Origin of the sequence: Streptomyces sp. NPDC058086 (assembly GCF_042885015.1) — a bacterium.
Classification (GTDB): domain Bacteria; phylum Actinomycetota; class Actinomycetes; order Streptomycetales; family Streptomycetaceae; genus Streptomyces.
In genome coordinates, this window is the sequence record NZ_JBHVST010000006.1 from 26,574 (window position 1) to 42,713 (window position 16,140).

The window sequence follows — 16,140 nt, forward strand, 5'->3', positions numbered from 1 at the left end:
TGGTGAGCCCATGAAACCCAGCGTGCAGACCGCCGAGCGCGGTGAGTGTCAGGACCTCCCGTACGACGTGTTCGCACGCAGCTGCCCGTCCCGGGGCACGTTGGAGCACGTCACCGGACGCTGGGGATCACTCACGCTCGGAGCGCTGCACGAGGGAACGTTCCGCTTCAACGAGTTGCGGCGCAGGGTCGACGGCGTCAGCGAGAAGATGCTCTCCCAGACACTGCACGCGCTGGAGCGCGACGGCCTGGTGCACCGCGAGGCGCAGCCCACGAACCCCCCGCGCGTCGACTACACCCTCACCCCGCTCGGTCGCGAGGTCTCCGAGCGCCTGCTGACCCTCATCCACTTCGTCGAGGGCCGCATGGACGATGTCCTGGCGTCCCGCGAGCGCTACGACGAGACCCGCGAGAGCTGATCCGGGCCTGCGGCCACGACAGGCCGAGCGGCTACGGCGTGACGCGCGGCGGACGCTGGCAGCGCGGGCAGAAGTAGCTGGACCGGTTCATCCAGGCGCGCCGCCTCATCGGCGTCCCGCACCGGCGGCAGGGCTCGCCCTCGCGGCCGTACGCGTCGAGCGAGCGGTCGAAGTAGCCGGACTCGCCGTTGACGTTGACGTACAGGCTGTCGAAGCTGGTGCCGCCGACGGCGAGGGCCTCGTTCATGACGTCGCGGATGTGGCCGAGGAGTTCGGCGGTGCGCGGCCGGGTGAAGCCGGCCACGGGACGTTCGTAGTGCAGTTTGGCGCGCCAGAGCGCCTCGTCCGCGTAGATGTTGCCGACCCCGCTGATCAGCGACTGATCGAGCAGGGCGCGTTTGATCGTCGTACGCCGGGAGCGCAGGGCCGTGTGGAACGCGGCGTCGTCGAAGAGAGGGTCCAGCGGGTCGCGGGCGATGTGCGCGATGACGTCCGGCAGGCCGTCAGGGGTGTTCTCGTGGAGGGAAAGCCCGCCGAAGGTGCGCTGGTCGACGAAGCGCAGCTCGGTGCCCTCCGCCCCGGCGGGGGCGGGCGTCCGGGTGTCGTCGAAGCGGATGCGGACGCGCAGGTGCTTCTCGTCCGGGGTGTCCTCCGGCTGCACCAGGAGCTGGCCGCTCATGCCGAGGTGCGCGAGGACGGAGAACGGGGAGTCTTCGAGGGGCAGCCAGAGGTATTTGCCGCGGCGCATGGCCGGTCCTACGCGGTGGTCCGCGAGCGCCTTCGCGAACCCCTCGGGTCCGGCGAGATGCCGCCGTACGGCGCGCGGGTGCCGTACGTCGACCGAGGCCACGGTCCGCCCGCTGACCCACCGCGCCAGGCCGCGCCGCACGACTTCGACCTCGGGCAACTCGGGCACGGGACTCCTCCGTAGGGGCGGGCACGGGAACGACGCCCGAAGGTTACCTCGTGCTCGCGTCACCCGGACGGGGGTCGGGGACACCCGGACACAAGACGCATCGGGCCCCTGTCGCGGCGCGTGCGCTGCGACAGGGGCCCGATGCTTACGAAGGTGCTACGAAGGAATCAGGCCGTGGCCGAGTCGCTCGTCGGAGCCGAGGGGGTGTCGGCGGTCCCCTCGGCGACCTTGGCAGCCTGCTCGGCGGCCTGAGCCGCTTCCTCGGCGGCCTGGGCCGACTTCGCTCGTTCGTCCGCGGCGGCGCGGATGGCACGCCACGCGGACTCCGCGGCCTGCTGCTCCGCTTCCTTCTTGCTGCGGCCGGTGCCGGTGCCGTACGAGACGCCTCCGACGCGGGCGGCAGCAGTAAAGGTCTTCTCGTGGTCCGGGCCGGTCTCCGAGACCAGGTACTCGGGAACGCCGAGCCCCTCGGTCGCGGTGAGTTCCTGGAGACTGGTTTTCCAGTCCAGGCCTGCGCCCAGATTCGAGGACTTCTCGATCAGTGGGTCGAAGAGCCGGTGGACGAGTTCGCCCGCCGCGTCCAGACCCTGGTCGAGATAGACCGCGCCGATCACCGCTTCAAGGGTGTCGGCGAGGATGGATGCCTTGTCCCGGCCTCCCGTGCCTTCCTCGCCCCGGCCGAGCCGGATGAAGGAGCCGAGTTCGAGGCCGCGGCCCACTTCCGCCAGCGCACGCGAGTTGACCACCGCGGCCCGCAACTTGGCCAGCTGGCCTTCGGGCAGGTCGGGGTGAGTGCGGTACAGCGTGTCCGTGACCACGAGGCCGAGCACGGAGTCCCCGAGGAACTCCAGACGCTCGTTGGTCGGCAGACCGCCGTTCTCGTACGCGTAGGAACGGTGGGTCAGCGCACGCACCAGAAGGGCGGACTCGAGCTTGTACCCGAGCCGCCCTTCCAGAAGCGTGTGGGACGAGGCTGTGTTGTCCGCCTTGTTCTTGGCGTTTGGGTCCGCCTTGGCGTCAGACATCAGACCTCTCACCGGCCGCTCAGACCTCGAGGACCTGGCGCTTGTTGTAAGTGCCGCAAGCCGGGCACGCGATGTGCTGCAGCTTGGGCTCGTGGCAGCGCTCGCACGCAACCAGGGTGGGGACCGCAGCCTTCCACTGCGACCGGCGGTGGCGCGTGTTGCTGCGCGACATCTTCCGCTTCGGAACAGCCACGGCTACTTCTCCTGCTTCTCGTCGACGTGCGCTGATGGAAGCGCGCCGCCGCTCAACTCGTCCTTCTCGCCGTCTCCGGATGAACCAGCGAGTCCCTGCAGTGCCGCCCAACGGATGTCGACGGCGTCGTGGTGGTGGTCCGGGTCGTCCGCGAGCCGGACTCCGCATTCGGAGCACAGGCCCAGGCAGTCGTCCTGGCACACCGGCTGCATCGGCAGTGCGAGCACCACCGCATCACGCAGCACGGGTTCGAGGTCGAACAGTCCGTCCTCGATGAAGAGCCTGTCCTCGTCTTCCTCGGCGTCGTCGGCCGGCTCCGCTTTGACACGGCCCCGGTCGTCGGCGTCAGGGTACGAGAACATCTCCTGGAAGTCCGCTGCGAGCTCCAGCTCAAGCGGCTCCAGACACCTTACGCACTCCCCTTCGGCCCGTGCACGGGCGGTGCCTGTGACAAGCACACCTTCCATGACCGACTCGAGCCGGAGCTCGAGCTCCATCGGGGCGCCTTCCGGCACTCCGATGACTCCCTGGATCCCGAGATCCTTGGGGGCGTCGATCGTGCGGGTCAAGCGCTGCAGCGCACCAGGACGCCGCCCCAGCTCGTGTGTGTCGAACACGAGAGGATTGCGGTGGTCGAGGTGGGTGTTCAGAGCCGTTCCTGCTTTCGATCTTCGAAACTCGAGGGGTCGCCGCCCCTGGTGTTCCCGGGCAGCAGTGATCGCGGACGTACACGCGACCGAAGAACCAGGATACTGGACCTTTCGCTCTCGGCCCAATCCGGTGCCCAGCCGGTACCCGGACAGTGTCCGTCCGGTGTCCGCCGGGGGTCAGCGACCCTGTTCGTACGCCCGCAGCTGCTCGGCGCTGATCATGGTGGTGTCGAAGAGGCTGGTCTCGTCCAGGGCGTTCGCCATCGGGTCCAGGGCCCCCGGCTGCTGCTGCGGATAGGCCTGCTGCCCGCTCTGGTCGTACGCCGTCTGCTGGTCGTAGCCCTGCTGCTGCGGGTAGGCGGCGTACGGGTCGGCCTGCTGATAGCCGTACGCGTCCTGCTGGGCGTACTGCTGCTGATAGCCGTAGGGGTCGGGCTGCTGCTGGTACGCGTAGGCGTCCTGCTGCTGTCCGTAGTTCGGCTGGGCCGGCACCTCGGGCGTCTGCACGGGCCGCTCGGGGGTCTCCGAGAGCTCGGCGAGGCCGGCCAGGTAGTCGGAGTCGCTGGTGTGATGGCCGGGCGTCCCGTCCTCCGCGAAGGTGCCCAGCTCGCCCAGGTCGTCGCTGGCGATGCGGCCGTGCAGCTTCTGGCGACCCTTGCCGACGGCCTCCAGGGTCTTGGCCAGGACCGCCTCGAAGGCGCCGAGCTTGACGTCCACGTACACGTCGGCGTCCCGGCGCAGGGTCTCCGGGTCGTGGCTGCGCTCGGGGGCGTCCTCGTCCTCGTAGCCCTGCTCGTCGGTGCCGGGGCCGGTGCCGAGGAGCTTCTCGCGGCCTCGGCCGACGGAGCCGAGGGTCTTGGTGAGGACGACCTCGAAGTTGGCGAGCTTGGAGTCGACGTAGTCGTCGGCCTCCGCGCGGATCTCCTCGGCCTCCTGGCGAGCCTCGGCGAGGATGCGGTCCGCCTCGTTCTGGGAGCGGCGGGCGACCTCGGTGTCGGAGATCAGGGAGCCGCGCTGGGCGTGCGCCGACTCGATGATCCGCTCGGCCTCCTGGCGGGCCTGCTCGACCATCTGCTCGCGGCCGCCGATCAGCTCCTCGGCCTGCGCGAGGGAGCCGGGCAGCGCCTGGCGCACCTCTTCGAGCATCGAGAGCAGCTCGGCGCGGTTGACCACGCACGAGGCCGACATGGGCATCGAACGGGCGCTGCCGACCGCCGCGACGATCTCATCGAGCTTCTTCTGCACGTCCACCGTGTGCTCGCCACTCTCTACAGCTGTGATGGAGACGGACGGGTCGACTGTACGACCACTCCCACCCCGCCCGACACCTGGTGACGCACTGTCAGGCGCTCAGCTCTTTCCGAGCCGCCCCTTGAGCGCCTCCAGGACGACCTCCGGCACCAGGTGGGAGATGTCGCCGCCCCACTGGGCGACCTCCTTCACGAGCGAGGAGGAGAGGAAGCTGTAGGTGGGGCTGGTCGGGATGAACAGCGTCTCGACGCCCGAGAGGCCGTTGTTCATCTGGGCCATCTGGAGTTCGTAGTCGAAGTCGCTGACCGCGCGCAGGCCCTTCACGATGGCGGGGATGTCGCGCTGCTTGCAGAAGTCGACGAGGAGGCCGTGGTAAGCCTCGACCTGGACGTTGCCGAACTCTGCGGTGACCTCGCGGATCAGCTCGATCCGCTCGTCGACGGTGAACAGGCCCTGCTTCGACTGATTGATCATCACTACGACGTGCACGACGTCGTAGAGCCTGGAAGCGCGGGCGATGATGTCGAGGTGTCCATTGGTGATGGGGTCGAATGACCCCGGACAGACGGCGCGGCGCAACTGTGATCCCTCGCTCTCCGGTCCGGTCATCGTGCGTCTTCGCACGTAGAGGCGGCGCGACCGTACCAAAACGTCCCCTCGCCGTAACGACGGGCCCGGATCGCGTCGAAACCGTCCGGCCAGCCGAATTCGCCGCCTCTGGTGCTGCGCTCCACGGTGACGAGCGCTTCGTCCGCGAGCCAGCCCTGCGTCCGGAGTGTGAGCAGAATCTCGCGAAGATCGTCGTCGGAGACGACGTACGGCGGGTCGAGGAAGACCAGGTCGTACGGATCCGTAGGCGCCGGTCCTTGGATGATCTGCTCCGCTTTGCCCGATCTGACCTCGGCGCCGGGCAGGCCCAGCGTTTTCACGTTCTCGCGGATGATCCGGGCCGCACGGGCGTCGGCCTCGACGAGGAGGGCGTGCCCGGCGCCGCGGCTGAGCGCCTCCAGGCCGACGGCGCCCGAGCCCGCGTACAGGTCGAGGACGCGCTCGCCCTCCAGCGGGCCGCCGAGCAGGGACTGCCAGGTGGAGAAGAGTCCCTCGCGCGCCCGGTCGGAGGTGGGGCGGGTACCGGTGCCCGGCGGGACGGCCAGACGGCGTCCGCCGGCCCGGCCGGCGATCACGCGGGTCATGAGGGTCCTTTGCGCTGGAAGTGTGTCGGGGCCAGTCTCTCAGCCCTTGTCCAGGTACTGCTCGCGCTCCTCGTCGAGGAGCGCCTCCAGGGCCGTGCGCAGGCCGGGGAGGGCGGTGAGCTCGGGGTCGGCGGCGACGACCGCGGCGGCCTCCTCGCGGGCCTCGGCGATGATCTCCTCGTCCTCGATCACGGCGAGCATGCGCAGCGAGGAGCGGACGCCGGACTGGGCCTGGCCGAGCACGTCGCCCTCACGGCGCTGTTCGAGGTCGATGCGGGAGAGCTCGAAGCCGTCGAGCGTGGACGCCACCGCGGTCAGCCGCTGGCGGGCCGGGCTCGCCTCCGGCATCTCGGTGACCAGGAGGCACAGTCCGGCGGCGGAACCACGGCCGACGCGGCCGCGCAGCTGGTGGAGCTGGGACACGCCGAACCGGTCGGCATCCATGATCACCATGGCCGTGGCGTTCGGCACGTTCACCCCGACCTCGATCACCGTCGTGGCGACCAGGACGTCCGTCTCGCCCGCGGCGAAGCGGCGCATCACGGCGTCCTTGTCGTCGGGCTGCATACGGCCGTGCAGGACCTCGACCTTGAGTCCTTGGAGGGGTCCCTTGGCGAGCTGGTCGGCGATGTCGAGAACGGCGAGAGGCGGGCGCTTCTCGGCCTCGTCCTCGGGGGACTTCTTCTTGGCCTTCTTCGGGTCGGCAGGTTCATCGATGTCGTCGCCGATGCGCGGGCAGACCACGTACGCCTGATGGCCGTTCTCCACTTCCTCGCGCACGCGCTCCCACGCGCGCGTGAGGAAGTGCGGCTTGTCGGCGGCGGGGACGACATGGCTGGCGATCGGCGAACGCCCGGCGGGGAGCTGGTCGAGGACCGAGGTCTCCAGGTCGCCGAAGACGGTCATCGCGACCGTGCGCGGAATGGGCGTGGCGGTCATCACCAGGAGGTGCGGCGGCTGCTTGCCCTTGCCGCGCAGGGCGTCGCGCTGCTCGACACCGAAGCGGTGCTGCTCGTCCACCACGACCAGGCCCAGGTCGTGGAACTGCACCTTGTCCTCGATCAGCGCGTGCGTGCCGATCACGATCCCGGCCTCAGCGGTGACCAGGTCGAGCAGCGCCTGCCGCCGCCCCGCCGCCCCCATGGACCCGGTGAGCAGCACGACCTTGGTGGAGTGCTCGGACCCGCCGAGCATGCCGCCCTCGGCCAGCTCGCCCATCATCTCGGTGATCGACCGGTGGTGCTGCTGGGCGAGCACCTCGGTCGGCGCGAGCATCGCGGCCTGCCCGCCCGCGTCGACAACGGCGAGCATGGCGCGCAGGGCGACCATCGTGTTGTGCGTCACTGTGAAGTGGTCTGTCACATATGCATGATCAGGATGAGCCACGCTGATGCACTGCACCGGCTTCCTGCCGACATACTCCACGGTCCGGATTCCTCGCCGGAAGGTGTTGTATTTCGGTCGCGGTCGCATAAACGCCGCCTTGCGCGACAGCCTGAAGGGCACGTACTCGTCAGGCAGCGCGACCGAGACGGTGTAAGCCGCCTTCCTTGGCACTACCCGCGCCCGGCCACCGAGGGACCGCACCAGCCAGGCGACATCTTCGGCCAATTGCCTGGAAGCAGAGCAGAATGACGCGTCGAGGCCGCTGGGCTCGACAGTCCCATCGGTGTCCATGAGGCCCTGCAGAAGAGACAACCGATTCTTGATCGTCGTGTTCTTGAACCCCGAGGGGACGAACTTGTCGTGCGATGTGACGCCCCAGAGCCCGAGTGAGCGAAGGGTACTGATCACCGGATTCCTTCGCCCTCCGCCCTTGGGCCCTGCCAGATGAACGGTGTAGTCGCACCTGGAACCGGGCACGGGCACGAGCGTGCAATCAGGGGCTAGCGCGGCATCGACTGCCTCTCTGATTTCATCGTCCACCGTTGACAGCCGCAGATTGTGCCGGAATGAGCCGTCGCCAAGAAGGAGACCGAAAAGATAGGGATCCAGCGGCGGCTCGGCGTCACTCCAGAGATCGACCGGAGCAGCCGGCGGAATGTACCACTTTGAGGATCCGTTCGCCTTATACGTATCCAGTCTGATCTGCCGTGTCGACATCACCTCGGGCGGCTGTCCTCGGTCCCAGGCACAGCTGGTACCAACGATCCACAGGTGCTCGTCGTCGCACTCGACAGAGCTGCCGTCGGACAGCACGATTCGCCACACGTCGCGCTCGCCTTGCGGGAAGACTCCGTCCACTGGCGCAAGTTCACCGGAAGGCACAACGACGATGTCGCCAACAGCCATCTCACCCATGGGCCGGTAGCCGCTCGGGGTCAGCACCAGGGAATCGAGAGGTTGGGCCTTCCCGGAACCGACCTCTCCCTGGAGCAGCCGGTGCATCGGGTGCTCGGTGGCGAGGTCGTCGAAGATCTCCTTGGAGACCTTCTGCTGGCCCTCGGTGAGGGTGAAGGGCAGCTTGGCGTCGAAGGCGGTCAGCAGCCCGTCCGGCTTGGGGAGACGGGCGACGGCGGGGAGCTGGGCGTCGGCGTGACGGCGGCGGGCCAGGGCGACCTGGAGGACGAAGGCCTCGTCCCACTTGAGGCGGGCGCGGGCGTCGTGGATGTCCGCCTTGGTGTGCGGGCGGTGGATCTTCAGGAGGGCCTCGGGGAGGGAGACCAGGCCACGACCGTCCCGGAGGGAGTCCGGGAGTGGGTCGACGGCCTCCTGGGCGCTGAGCAGCACCGTCTGCACGGACTTGGCGATCTTCCAGGACTCCAGCTTGGCGGTGGCCGGGTAGATCGGAATGAGCGCGCCCGCCCAGGAGTCGACGGTCTCGGCGGCGTCGTCGCTGTCGGCGCGCAGCGGCTCGTACGCCGGATGGGCCAGCTGGAGGCGGTGGTTGAAGACGGAGACCTTGCCCGAGAACATCGCGCGGGTGCCGGGCAGCAGGTCCTTGTGGGGTTTGTGCACGCCGTTGCCGAAGAAGACCAGCTGGAGGCGGCCGCTGCCGTCGGTGATGGTCACTTCGAGGCGCTGGCCCTTGCCGCGGGGCGCCTTGGCGGAGGCGAAGGTGAGCAGGCGCGCGTCGGCGACCTGGGCGACCACCGTGACGTGCTCGTCCATGGGCAGGTCGGCGAGGTGGGTGAGCTGCCCGCGCTCCTCGTATCTGCGCGGGTAGTGGTGCAGCAGATCGCCGACGGTGTGCAGGCCGAGGTGCTCGGCCATCACCTTCGCGGTGGGGGGACCGAGCACCTTCTTCAGTGGTTCATCGAGCGCGGGCACGAGATCCATTGCACACCACACCACTGACATTGCCGTATACGTCCCGGAAATCCGCTGGTCAGACGGCTCGTTCCGGGCCTAGGATGACGCGCTCCGGCCCTCTTCGCGGTCACCGTCCCCCGGGACCGCCCGACCCCGCGCCGTCGCACGTCCCCCCACCCTCGGCGCAGCGACGATGGACTCCCAGACCTCACAGTCATCACAGGCATCCCAGTCACCTCACACCTTCCAGGTCGACCTGCGTGGTCTGGTGGACCTGCTCTCCCATCACCTCTACTCCAGTCCCAAGGTCTACCTGCGCGAACTGCTGCAGAACGCCGTGGACGCGATCACCGCCCGACGGGCGGAGCAGCCGGACGCCCCGGCCGCCGTGCGCCTGTACGCCGAGGGCGGCACGCTGCGTGTGGAGGACTCCGGCATCGGGCTCACCGAGTCCGACGTCCACAGCCTCCTCGCGACGATCGGCCGCAGTTCCAAGCGGGAGGACGGCCTGCAGGCGGCGCGCTCCGACTTCCTGGGGCAGTTCGGCATCGGGCTGCTGGCGTGCTTCGTGGTCGCCGAACGCATCCGCGTCGTCAGCCGCAGCGCACGTACGCCCGACGCGGCGCCCGTGGAGTGGACGGCGACCGACGACGGCTCGTACACCGTGCGTACGCTGCCGCACGAGGCCCGTCCGGAACCGGGCACCACCGTGCACCTGGTGGCGCGCGCCGGGGCCGGCGAATGGCTCACCGAGGAGCGGGTCCGCTCCCTGGCCCGGGACTTCGGCTCGCTGCTGCCGTACGACGTACGCGTCGGCGACGAGGCGATCGCGGACCTTCCGGCGCCCTGGGACCGCACCCATCCGAGCCCTGCCACCCGCAGGGTTGCCCTGGCCCGCCACTGCCACGACCTGTTCGGCTTCACACCGCTGGACACGATCGACCTGAACGTGCCGCTCGCCGGAGTCCGCGGCGTGGCGTACGTCCTGCCGTCCGCGGTCAGCCCCGCCCAGCGCGCGAGCCATCGAGTGCACCTGAAGGGCATGCTGCTCACCGAGCGGGCCGAACAACTGTTGCCCGACTGGGCGTTCTTCGTGCGCTGCGTCCTGGACACGGACAGCCTGCGGCCCACCGCCTCGCGCGAGTCGCTGTACGAGGACGAGACCCTGGCGGCCGTACGCGAGGCCCTGGGCGAGCGCATCCGGTCGTGGCTGACGGGGCTCGCGGCGGGCGACCCGGAGCGTCTGGCGGCCTTCCTGTCGGTGCACCACCTGGGCGTGAAGTCCCTGGCGCGGCACGACAACGAGATGCTGCGCACGATGCTGCCGTGGCTGCCCTTCGAGACCACCGACGGACGGCTGTCCCTGGAGGAGTTCGCGCTGCGTCACCCGGTGGTGCACTTCACGCGGACCGTGGAGGAGTACCGGCAGGTCGCGCCCATAGCCTCCGCGCAGGGCATCGGGGTGATCAACGGCGGCTACACCTACGACAGCGAGCTGGTGGAGGCGCTGCCGTCGGTGCGTCCGGGGACGGTCGTCTCGGAACTGGACGCCGACACCGTGACGGCGCACCTGGACGCCGTCGACCCGGCCGAGGAGCTGGCCCTCTCGGGCTTCCTGATGGCCGCCCGGGCCAAGCTCGACCCCCTGGGCTGCGACGTGGTGCTGCGCGCCTTCCACCCGCTCTCCGTGCCCGCCCTGCACCTGGACGACCGGGCGGCCCGCCACGAGCAGGCCCGCGCGGAGGCCGAGGAGCAGGCCGACGACCTGTGGGCGGGCATTCTCGGCTCGCTGCGCGGCAGCGCGCCCCGCGCCCGCCTGGTCCTCAACCACCTCAACCCACTGATCCGAAGGATCAGTTCACTGCGCGACCCGGAGTTGATAGGCACCGCCACGGAGTCCCTCTACGGACAGGCCCTCCTCATGGCGCAGCGCCCCCTGCGGCCCGCCGACTCCGCGCTCCTCAACCGCGCGTTCATCGGCCTCCTGGAGTGGGCCACCCACACCGAGCCCGGGAAGGACGACCTCCGATGAGCGAGGCCATGGGCATGGACTTCGACACCCTGCGCCAGGCGATGGCGGACAACCAGGAGCAGCCGGAGGGTCCCGCCCGCAACGCGCGCGCGGAGCAACTGCTCGTCGAGGCCGAGAAGCTGAACATCCCGCTCGCCGTGATCGAGACGCTCGGACACCAGCTGAAGGTCTACAACTACAGCTCCGAGAAGGACAAGATGTTCGTCCCCTTCGCGCGCCTGCTGCGCATGTGGGACGAGCGCCCCGAGGACTTCGACGAGTACGAGACCCACTCCCTGCACTGGGTCTTCAAGTGGATGTCGGCCGGCATGCTCGACCAGCCGCACATCCCGCTCGCCTCCATAGAGAAGTGGCTCGGCGAGATGGAGCACCGCTACCGGCTGGCCGGGCACTCCGAACGGGCCGTGCGCGGGGCCGAGTTCAGCGTCGCCGCGCACCTGGGCGACGTGGATCGCGCCGAGCGGGCGTACACCGCGTGGCTGGCCGCCGACCGGGACACCATGGCCGACTGCCACGCGTGCGAACTCCACAGCCAGGGGTGGTGGCGGGCGGAGCGCGACGCCGACGAGGAGGCGCTGGAACTGTGGCGTCCGGTCCTGGAGGGCGAGTACACCTGCGCCCACGAGCCGCACACCGTCCTGGCGTCCTCCCTGGTCCCCCTGCTGCGCCTGGGCCGCCTGGACGAGGCCCGCGCCCATCACCTGCGGGGCTTCCGGCTGGTGCGCCCCATGGAGAGCATGCGCGGCGCGTACGCGGACCACGTGGAGTTCTGCGCGCTCTCCGGCAACGAGGCGCGCGCCCTGGAGCTGCTCGCGGAGCGCCCCGCCTACTTCACCGACTCCGGGGACCCGCGCAGCAAGCTCGACTTCATGGCCGTGACGGCTCTCCTCATGGACCGCCTGACCGGGCTCGGTCTCGGCGATCAGCCGGTGCCGGGACCGGCCGGCCGGGAGTGGACCGCGAGCGGGCTCGCGGTCCACGCGCGCGGGCAGGCCCTTTCCCTGGCGGCGCTCTTCGACGCGCGTAACGGCACGCTGTACGTCAGTGAGCGGGCTCGTGGGCGGATGGATCAGCGGCCGTTGGTCGAGCGGTTGCCGCTGGGGGTGCGGTCCCGGTCCGCGCGACACTTGTCGCCTTCGGGCTCCGCTACGGGTCCGGGTACCGCTTCGGCTTCGGCTTCGGCCCGATCGTCTGCCGCCTTCGTGGAGTCGGATGCCGGCTCGGACCCGTCCTCGCTCTCGGCGCTGCTCGCCGAAGCCCGGCGGCTGTCCGCGACCCGGAGCCCGGACGCCGTCGAGGCCTGGGCGGCGGTCTCACGGGCCGCCGAGGGCCGGGAGCTGGACGTCCGCGACCGTGCGGAGATCGCCGACCACGCGGCGATGGAACGCGGTCCCGAGGGCATCGAGCTCTTTCACGAGGCGGCCGGACTCTACGCCGAGGCGGGCGACCCCGGCGAGGCGCTCGCGGCCCGTGCCCGTGCCGCGTACGTCCTCGCCCTCACCGGCGGGCCCGAGGAGGCGCTCGCGACCGTCTCGGAGCTGTACGAGGGGGTGCTCGCCCTCCTCGCGGACGGCGGGACGGGGGTGTCCCAGGCGGCGTCCGTGCTGGTGGGGCGGGCGCGAATATTGATGCAGTTGGTGCAGGAGGGCGCGGACGAGGGCGAACCGGGGGCTGCGGCATCCGGGGCGGCCGGCTCCGGGACCGCCGATTCCGGGACCGCCGATTCCGGGACCGCCGGGGACGAGGTCGTGGGCGCCGCCGAGGCGGCCGTGCGGGAGCTGCTGGCGCTGGCCGAGCCGCACATCTCGGACGTCCGGATGGCCTCGCGGGCCGCGGAGGCGCGGGCGATGCTCGGGGAGCTCGCGGCGCACGCCGGGGACGCCGAGGCCGCCGCGGAACTGCTCGGGCAGGCCTCGGAGGCGTTCGTGGCGGCGGGGTTGCCGTGGTTCGCCGTCGAGTACGAGTCCCGGCTCGCCGGGATCGCCCGGCACCTGGGCGACGCGGAGGGGGCCGAGCGGGCCGCGCGCGCGGCGCTGGAGCACGGAGGGCCTCGCCTGGAGCCGATGGGGCACGCGCAGCTGCACCTGCAGCTCGCCGAGGTCCTGGGCGCCACCGGGCAGTTCGGGCCCGCATCGGAACACGCCCTGGAGGCCGCGCACTGGGCCGACGAGGCGGGCCAGGGGCCCACTCTCGGCGCCTGGGCCCGGCACCAGCTCGGCGGGTTCCTGCTCCGTCAGGAGCGGTGGGCCGAGGCCGCGGAGATCCTGGAGTCGGCGCTGCCCGACCTGACCACCGAGATGCACGGCGACGGTGCGATCGTGCAGACGCGGTGGTGGCTCGGCGACTGCCTCACCGAGCTCGGCGAACACCGTGCGGCGGCCGAGCACTGGTTGCGGGCCGCGGACGTCGCCCGGCGCTGGCCCGAGCAGCGTGACCACGCGATGCTCGCCCACCTCGCCGCCGAGGCGCTCGGCCACGCCGAACTGCCCGCGCAGGCCGAGCAGGCGTACGCGCGCGCCGGTGATCTGTGGCGTGCCGTCGGCAACGTCCACGGTCTGATCCGGTCGCTGCGGGCCCGGGCGTGGGTCGCGTTGCGTACGGACTCGGGGCTGGAAGGGGCGCGGGAGTCGATGGGGGCGGCGGTGCGGGAGTGCGAGGAGGGGCTTCTGGCGATGTCGTCCTCCGTCGGGGCCGAGGCTGTCGTGGGCTCCGATGCCGCGGAGGACTCCGATGCCGCGGAGGCCCGTCATCGCCTTGTCGCCGAACTCGGTCACACCCATCGGCAGTTCGGTGACCTCGTCGCCCGTTCCGTTCCGGACGACGCGCAGGAGGCTCTGGCCCACTACACGCGGGCCATCTCCGTCTTCGCGTCCCTCGGAGACGACGCCCTCGACGCGCGCACCGGGGCCGAGCTCGCGGCGGGGTGGCTGGAGGCCGATCTGCTCAGGCCCGCGGCGGCGGCCGCACGCGCGCGTGCGGTGCTTTCCGCGTACGCGGGTGCGGACGGGGAAGCCGCGCAGGCACGTCGGGCCGAGGCGGAGAACATGCTGGGCGTGACGGAGAAGGCGTGATGGAGAAACAGCGGGACCAGTGACGGTTGGGGGCGGGGGGTCTCGCCCCCGCCGCCCCTACCCGTTCCCGTCCCCCGGGGGCTCCGCCCCTGAACCCCGGCCTCGGCCTGAACGGCCTCGTCCTCAAACGCCGGACGGGCTGAATGACGCGCGCCGGCGCTCCCGAGGGCCGCGGGGAACCGCGCCCCCCGGCGGCTACTCCACCCCGATCAGCAGCAACGCTCCCTGTCGCCCGCCCCGGTACGCCACCGTGTCGACGGCCAAGTACGACTCCCGGACCCGCGCTTCGAGATGGGCGGCGATGGAGCCGGGAGCCTCGTCACCCAGGACGAGGGTGACCATCTCCCCGCCGGCGGCGAGCATGCGGTCTAGGACGGTTTCGGCGGTGGCGGTGATGTCGGAGCCGATCACGGCGACATCGCCGTCGATGAGCCCGAGGACGTCTCCGGCCTGGCAGATGCCGGCCATGGTCCAGGACTGACGCTCGGCGACGGCGACCTCGGCGTAACGCGTGGCGCCCGCCGCCGAGGTCATGGCGACGACGTCCTCGTCGAAGCGGCGTTCGGGCTCGTGGACGGCGAGCGCGGCGATGCCCTGGACCGCGGAGCGGGTCGGGATCAGCGCGACCCGGACGCCCTCCGTACGGGCCTGCTCGGCGGCGGCCGCCGCGGTGTGGCGCAGATCGGCGTCATTGGGCAGCAACACCACCTCGCGCGCGTGGGCCCGGCGTACGGCCTCGACGAGTTCCCCGCTCGCGGGCGGTTCCCCGGGCCGCGCGAGCACGGTGGTCGCCCCGGCCTCGGCGTACAGCCCGGCCAGCCCTTCGCCGGGCACGACCGCCACCACGGCCCGCTGCGCCCGCTCCCGGGGCGGCCGCCCGGACGCGCCCGCCGTGTGGGCGTCGCCGAGCCCGAAGTGCGTGATCCTGATCCGGTACGGCCGCCCGGCCTCGACCCCCGCCTCCACGGCGGCACCGGCGTCGTCCGCGTGCACATGGACGTTCCACAGCCCGTCCCCGCCGACCACGACGAGCGAGTTGCCGAGACGGTCGAGCCGGGCCCGCAACCGCGCCACGTCCGCGTCCTCGGCCTCCAGCAGATAGGTCACCTCGAAGGCCGGGCTGTCTTCCCCGGGCAGGCCGTCCACGCACACGCCGTTCACATCCACACGGTCCACACCGTCCACGCCACTCACGCCGTCCACGCCATTCACGCGCGTGTGGACCTCGCCCGCCACCCGTCCGGCGCCCGGGGACTCCCCCGTGAACGTCTCCGCCAGGGCCGCCAGCACCGCCAGCAGCCCCCGCCCACCCGCGTCGACCACACCGGCGCGCTCCAGCACGGCCAGCTGGCCGGGGGTCGCCATGAGGGCCGCCCGTGCTCCCTCGTACGCCGCGCACGCGACCGTGCCGCAGTCGCCCTCCGTACCGGTGGCCGCCTCGGCGGCGGCCGCGGCGACCGTGAGGACCGTGCCCTCCACGGGGTGCGCCACGGCCTCGCGTGCGGAGTCGGCGGCCTGTCGCAGGGCCCGCCGAAGGGCCTGTCCGTCGGTGTGAGCGGTCTCACCCTCGGCCTCACCGGCAGTCGCACCGGCGGTCCCACTCCCGGCCTCACCATCGGCGGCGAGCACCTGCGCCATGCCGCGCAGCAGCTGCGCGAGGATCGTCCCGGAGTTCCCGCGGGCCCCGATCAGCGCCCCGTGCGCCATCGCCCGCACGGCGTCGGCGAGAGTGGGCAGACCGATCCCCGTGACCCCCGTGGAAACGGCTCCAGTCGGAGCGGACCCCGTGGGACCGGCCCCCGTCACCGTCTCGTAGCCCGCGAAAACCGCCTCCACCGCCGCTGCCGCAGACTCCACCGTCAGATACAGATTCGTCCCGGTGTCCCCGTCCGCGACCGGGTAGACATTGATGGCGTCGATCTCCTCGCGGGCCCGCCCCAGCGCCTCCAGCGCGAGGCCGCACCAGGTGCGCACCGCGAGAGCATCCAATGTCTGCGGCACCTGCGGCACCTGCGCCTCCTTGAGCTTCTGGACGTGGCACGCAGCGTAGACCCAGGACGGGTTACTGACGGTAGGGGGCCCCAAGGAGGGCTGGGGTGAGCCCCGGGGCAGCCATGGTAGTTTCGTTCTCCGGACGCA

General features: G+C 71.1%; 12 protein-coding genes. 3 read left to right on the forward strand and 9 right to left on the reverse strand.

From position 1 onward, the window contains the following. The first annotated feature begins 10 nt into the window (after positions 1 to 10). Complete coding sequence (locus ACFVWD_RS06470) at positions 11 to 418, forward strand: winged helix-turn-helix transcriptional regulator (protein WP_384911901.1); 408 nt, start codon at positions 11 to 13, stop codon at positions 416 to 418. A gap of 31 nt (positions 419 to 449) precedes the next feature. On the opposite strand, the gene mutM is transcribed toward ACFVWD_RS06470, so the two are convergent. The 8 genes from mutM to ACFVWD_RS06510 all read right to left on the reverse strand — a co-directional run bounded on the left by mutM (position 450) and on the right by ACFVWD_RS06510 (position 8,925). Further along, complete coding sequence (gene mutM, locus ACFVWD_RS06475) at positions 450 to 1,334, reverse strand: bifunctional DNA-formamidopyrimidine glycosylase/DNA-(apurinic or apyrimidinic site) lyase (protein WP_389594255.1); 885 nt, start codon at positions 1,332 to 1,334, stop codon at positions 450 to 452. 167 nt (positions 1,335 to 1,501) lie between these two features. Next, positions 1,502 to 2,359 (reverse strand): ribonuclease III, encoded by an 858-nt coding sequence (gene rnc, locus ACFVWD_RS06480; RefSeq protein WP_389594256.1) that lies wholly within the window; start codon positions 2,357 to 2,359, stop codon positions 1,502 to 1,504. A 19-nt stretch (positions 2,360 to 2,378) separates the two neighbouring features. After that, positions 2,379 to 2,552 carry a 50S ribosomal protein L32 gene (gene rpmF / locus ACFVWD_RS06485; protein ID WP_006139588.1) on the reverse strand — a complete coding sequence of 58 codons (174 nt, stop codon included), beginning with the start codon at positions 2,550 to 2,552 and terminating at the stop codon, positions 2,379 to 2,381. Between the two features lie 2 nt (positions 2,553 to 2,554). Beyond that, positions 2,555 to 3,202 (reverse strand): DUF177 domain-containing protein, encoded by a 648-nt coding sequence (locus ACFVWD_RS06490; RefSeq protein WP_168501317.1) that lies wholly within the window; start codon positions 3,200 to 3,202, stop codon positions 2,555 to 2,557. 177 nt (positions 3,203 to 3,379) lie between these two features. Continuing rightward, positions 3,380 to 4,453: an ATP synthase F0 subunit B gene (locus ACFVWD_RS06495; RefSeq protein ID WP_384911890.1), complete on the reverse strand. Its 1,074-nt coding sequence runs from the start codon at positions 4,451 to 4,453 to the stop codon at positions 3,380 to 3,382. A gap of 99 nt (positions 4,454 to 4,552) precedes the next feature. Then, entirely contained in the window at positions 4,553 to 5,032 is a 480-nt protein-coding gene (gene coaD / locus ACFVWD_RS06500; protein ID WP_180362364.1) for a pantetheine-phosphate adenylyltransferase, read from the reverse strand. Positions 5,033 to 5,058: 26 nt separating this feature from the next. After that, entirely contained in the window at positions 5,059 to 5,646 is a 588-nt protein-coding gene (rsmD, locus tag ACFVWD_RS06505) for a 16S rRNA (guanine(966)-N(2))-methyltransferase RsmD (RefSeq protein WP_389594257.1), read from the reverse strand. Positions 5,647 to 5,685: 39 nt separating this feature from the next. Then, positions 5,686 to 8,925 carry a helicase-related protein gene (locus ACFVWD_RS06510; protein ID WP_389594258.1) on the reverse strand — a complete coding sequence of 1,080 codons (3,240 nt, stop codon included), beginning with the start codon at positions 8,923 to 8,925 and terminating at the stop codon, positions 5,686 to 5,688. A gap of 166 nt (positions 8,926 to 9,091) precedes the next feature. Between ACFVWD_RS06510 and ACFVWD_RS06515 the strand changes: the two genes are divergently transcribed. Then, positions 9,092 to 10,930 (forward strand): HSP90 family protein, encoded by a 1,839-nt coding sequence (locus tag ACFVWD_RS06515; RefSeq protein WP_389594259.1) that lies wholly within the window; start codon positions 9,092 to 9,094, stop codon positions 10,928 to 10,930. Next, a complete protein-coding gene (locus tag ACFVWD_RS06520) occupies positions 10,927 to 14,001 on the forward strand; it encodes a tetratricopeptide repeat protein (protein ID WP_389594260.1) in 3,075 nt (1,024 codons plus the stop codon). Before ACFVWD_RS06515 ends, ACFVWD_RS06520 begins: the two co-directional genes overlap by 4 nt. A 195-nt stretch (positions 14,002 to 14,196) precedes the next feature. Here ACFVWD_RS06520 and ACFVWD_RS06525 read toward each other — a convergent pair whose 3' ends face one another. Further along, positions 14,197 to 16,011 carry a DAK2 domain-containing protein gene (locus ACFVWD_RS06525; protein WP_389594261.1) on the reverse strand — a complete coding sequence of 605 codons (1,815 nt, stop codon included), beginning with the start codon at positions 16,009 to 16,011 and terminating at the stop codon, positions 14,197 to 14,199. Positions 16,012 to 16,140 lie beyond the last annotated feature (129 nt).

Excerpts from the sequence above, each read along its gene's own strand:
- ACFVWD_RS06470 (WP_384911901.1), top strand. The coding sequence starts at position 11 with ATGAAACCCAGCGTGCAGACCGCCGAGCGCGGTGAGTGTCAGGACCTC.
- rnc (WP_389594256.1), bottom strand. The coding sequence starts at position 2,359 with ATGTCTGACGCCAAGGCGGACCCAAACGCCAAGAACAAGGCGGACAAC.
- rsmD (WP_389594257.1), bottom strand. The coding sequence starts at position 5,646 with ATGACCCGCGTGATCGCCGGCCGGGCCGGCGGACGCCGTCTGGCCGTC.
- ACFVWD_RS06510 (WP_389594258.1), bottom strand. The coding sequence starts at position 8,925 with ATGGATCTCGTGCCCGCGCTCGATGAACCACTGAAGAAGGTGCTCGGT.
- ACFVWD_RS06515 (WP_389594259.1), top strand. The coding sequence starts at position 9,092 with ATGGACTCCCAGACCTCACAGTCATCACAGGCATCCCAGTCACCTCAC.
- ACFVWD_RS06520 (WP_389594260.1), top strand. The coding sequence starts at position 10,927 with ATGAGCGAGGCCATGGGCATGGACTTCGACACCCTGCGCCAGGCGATG.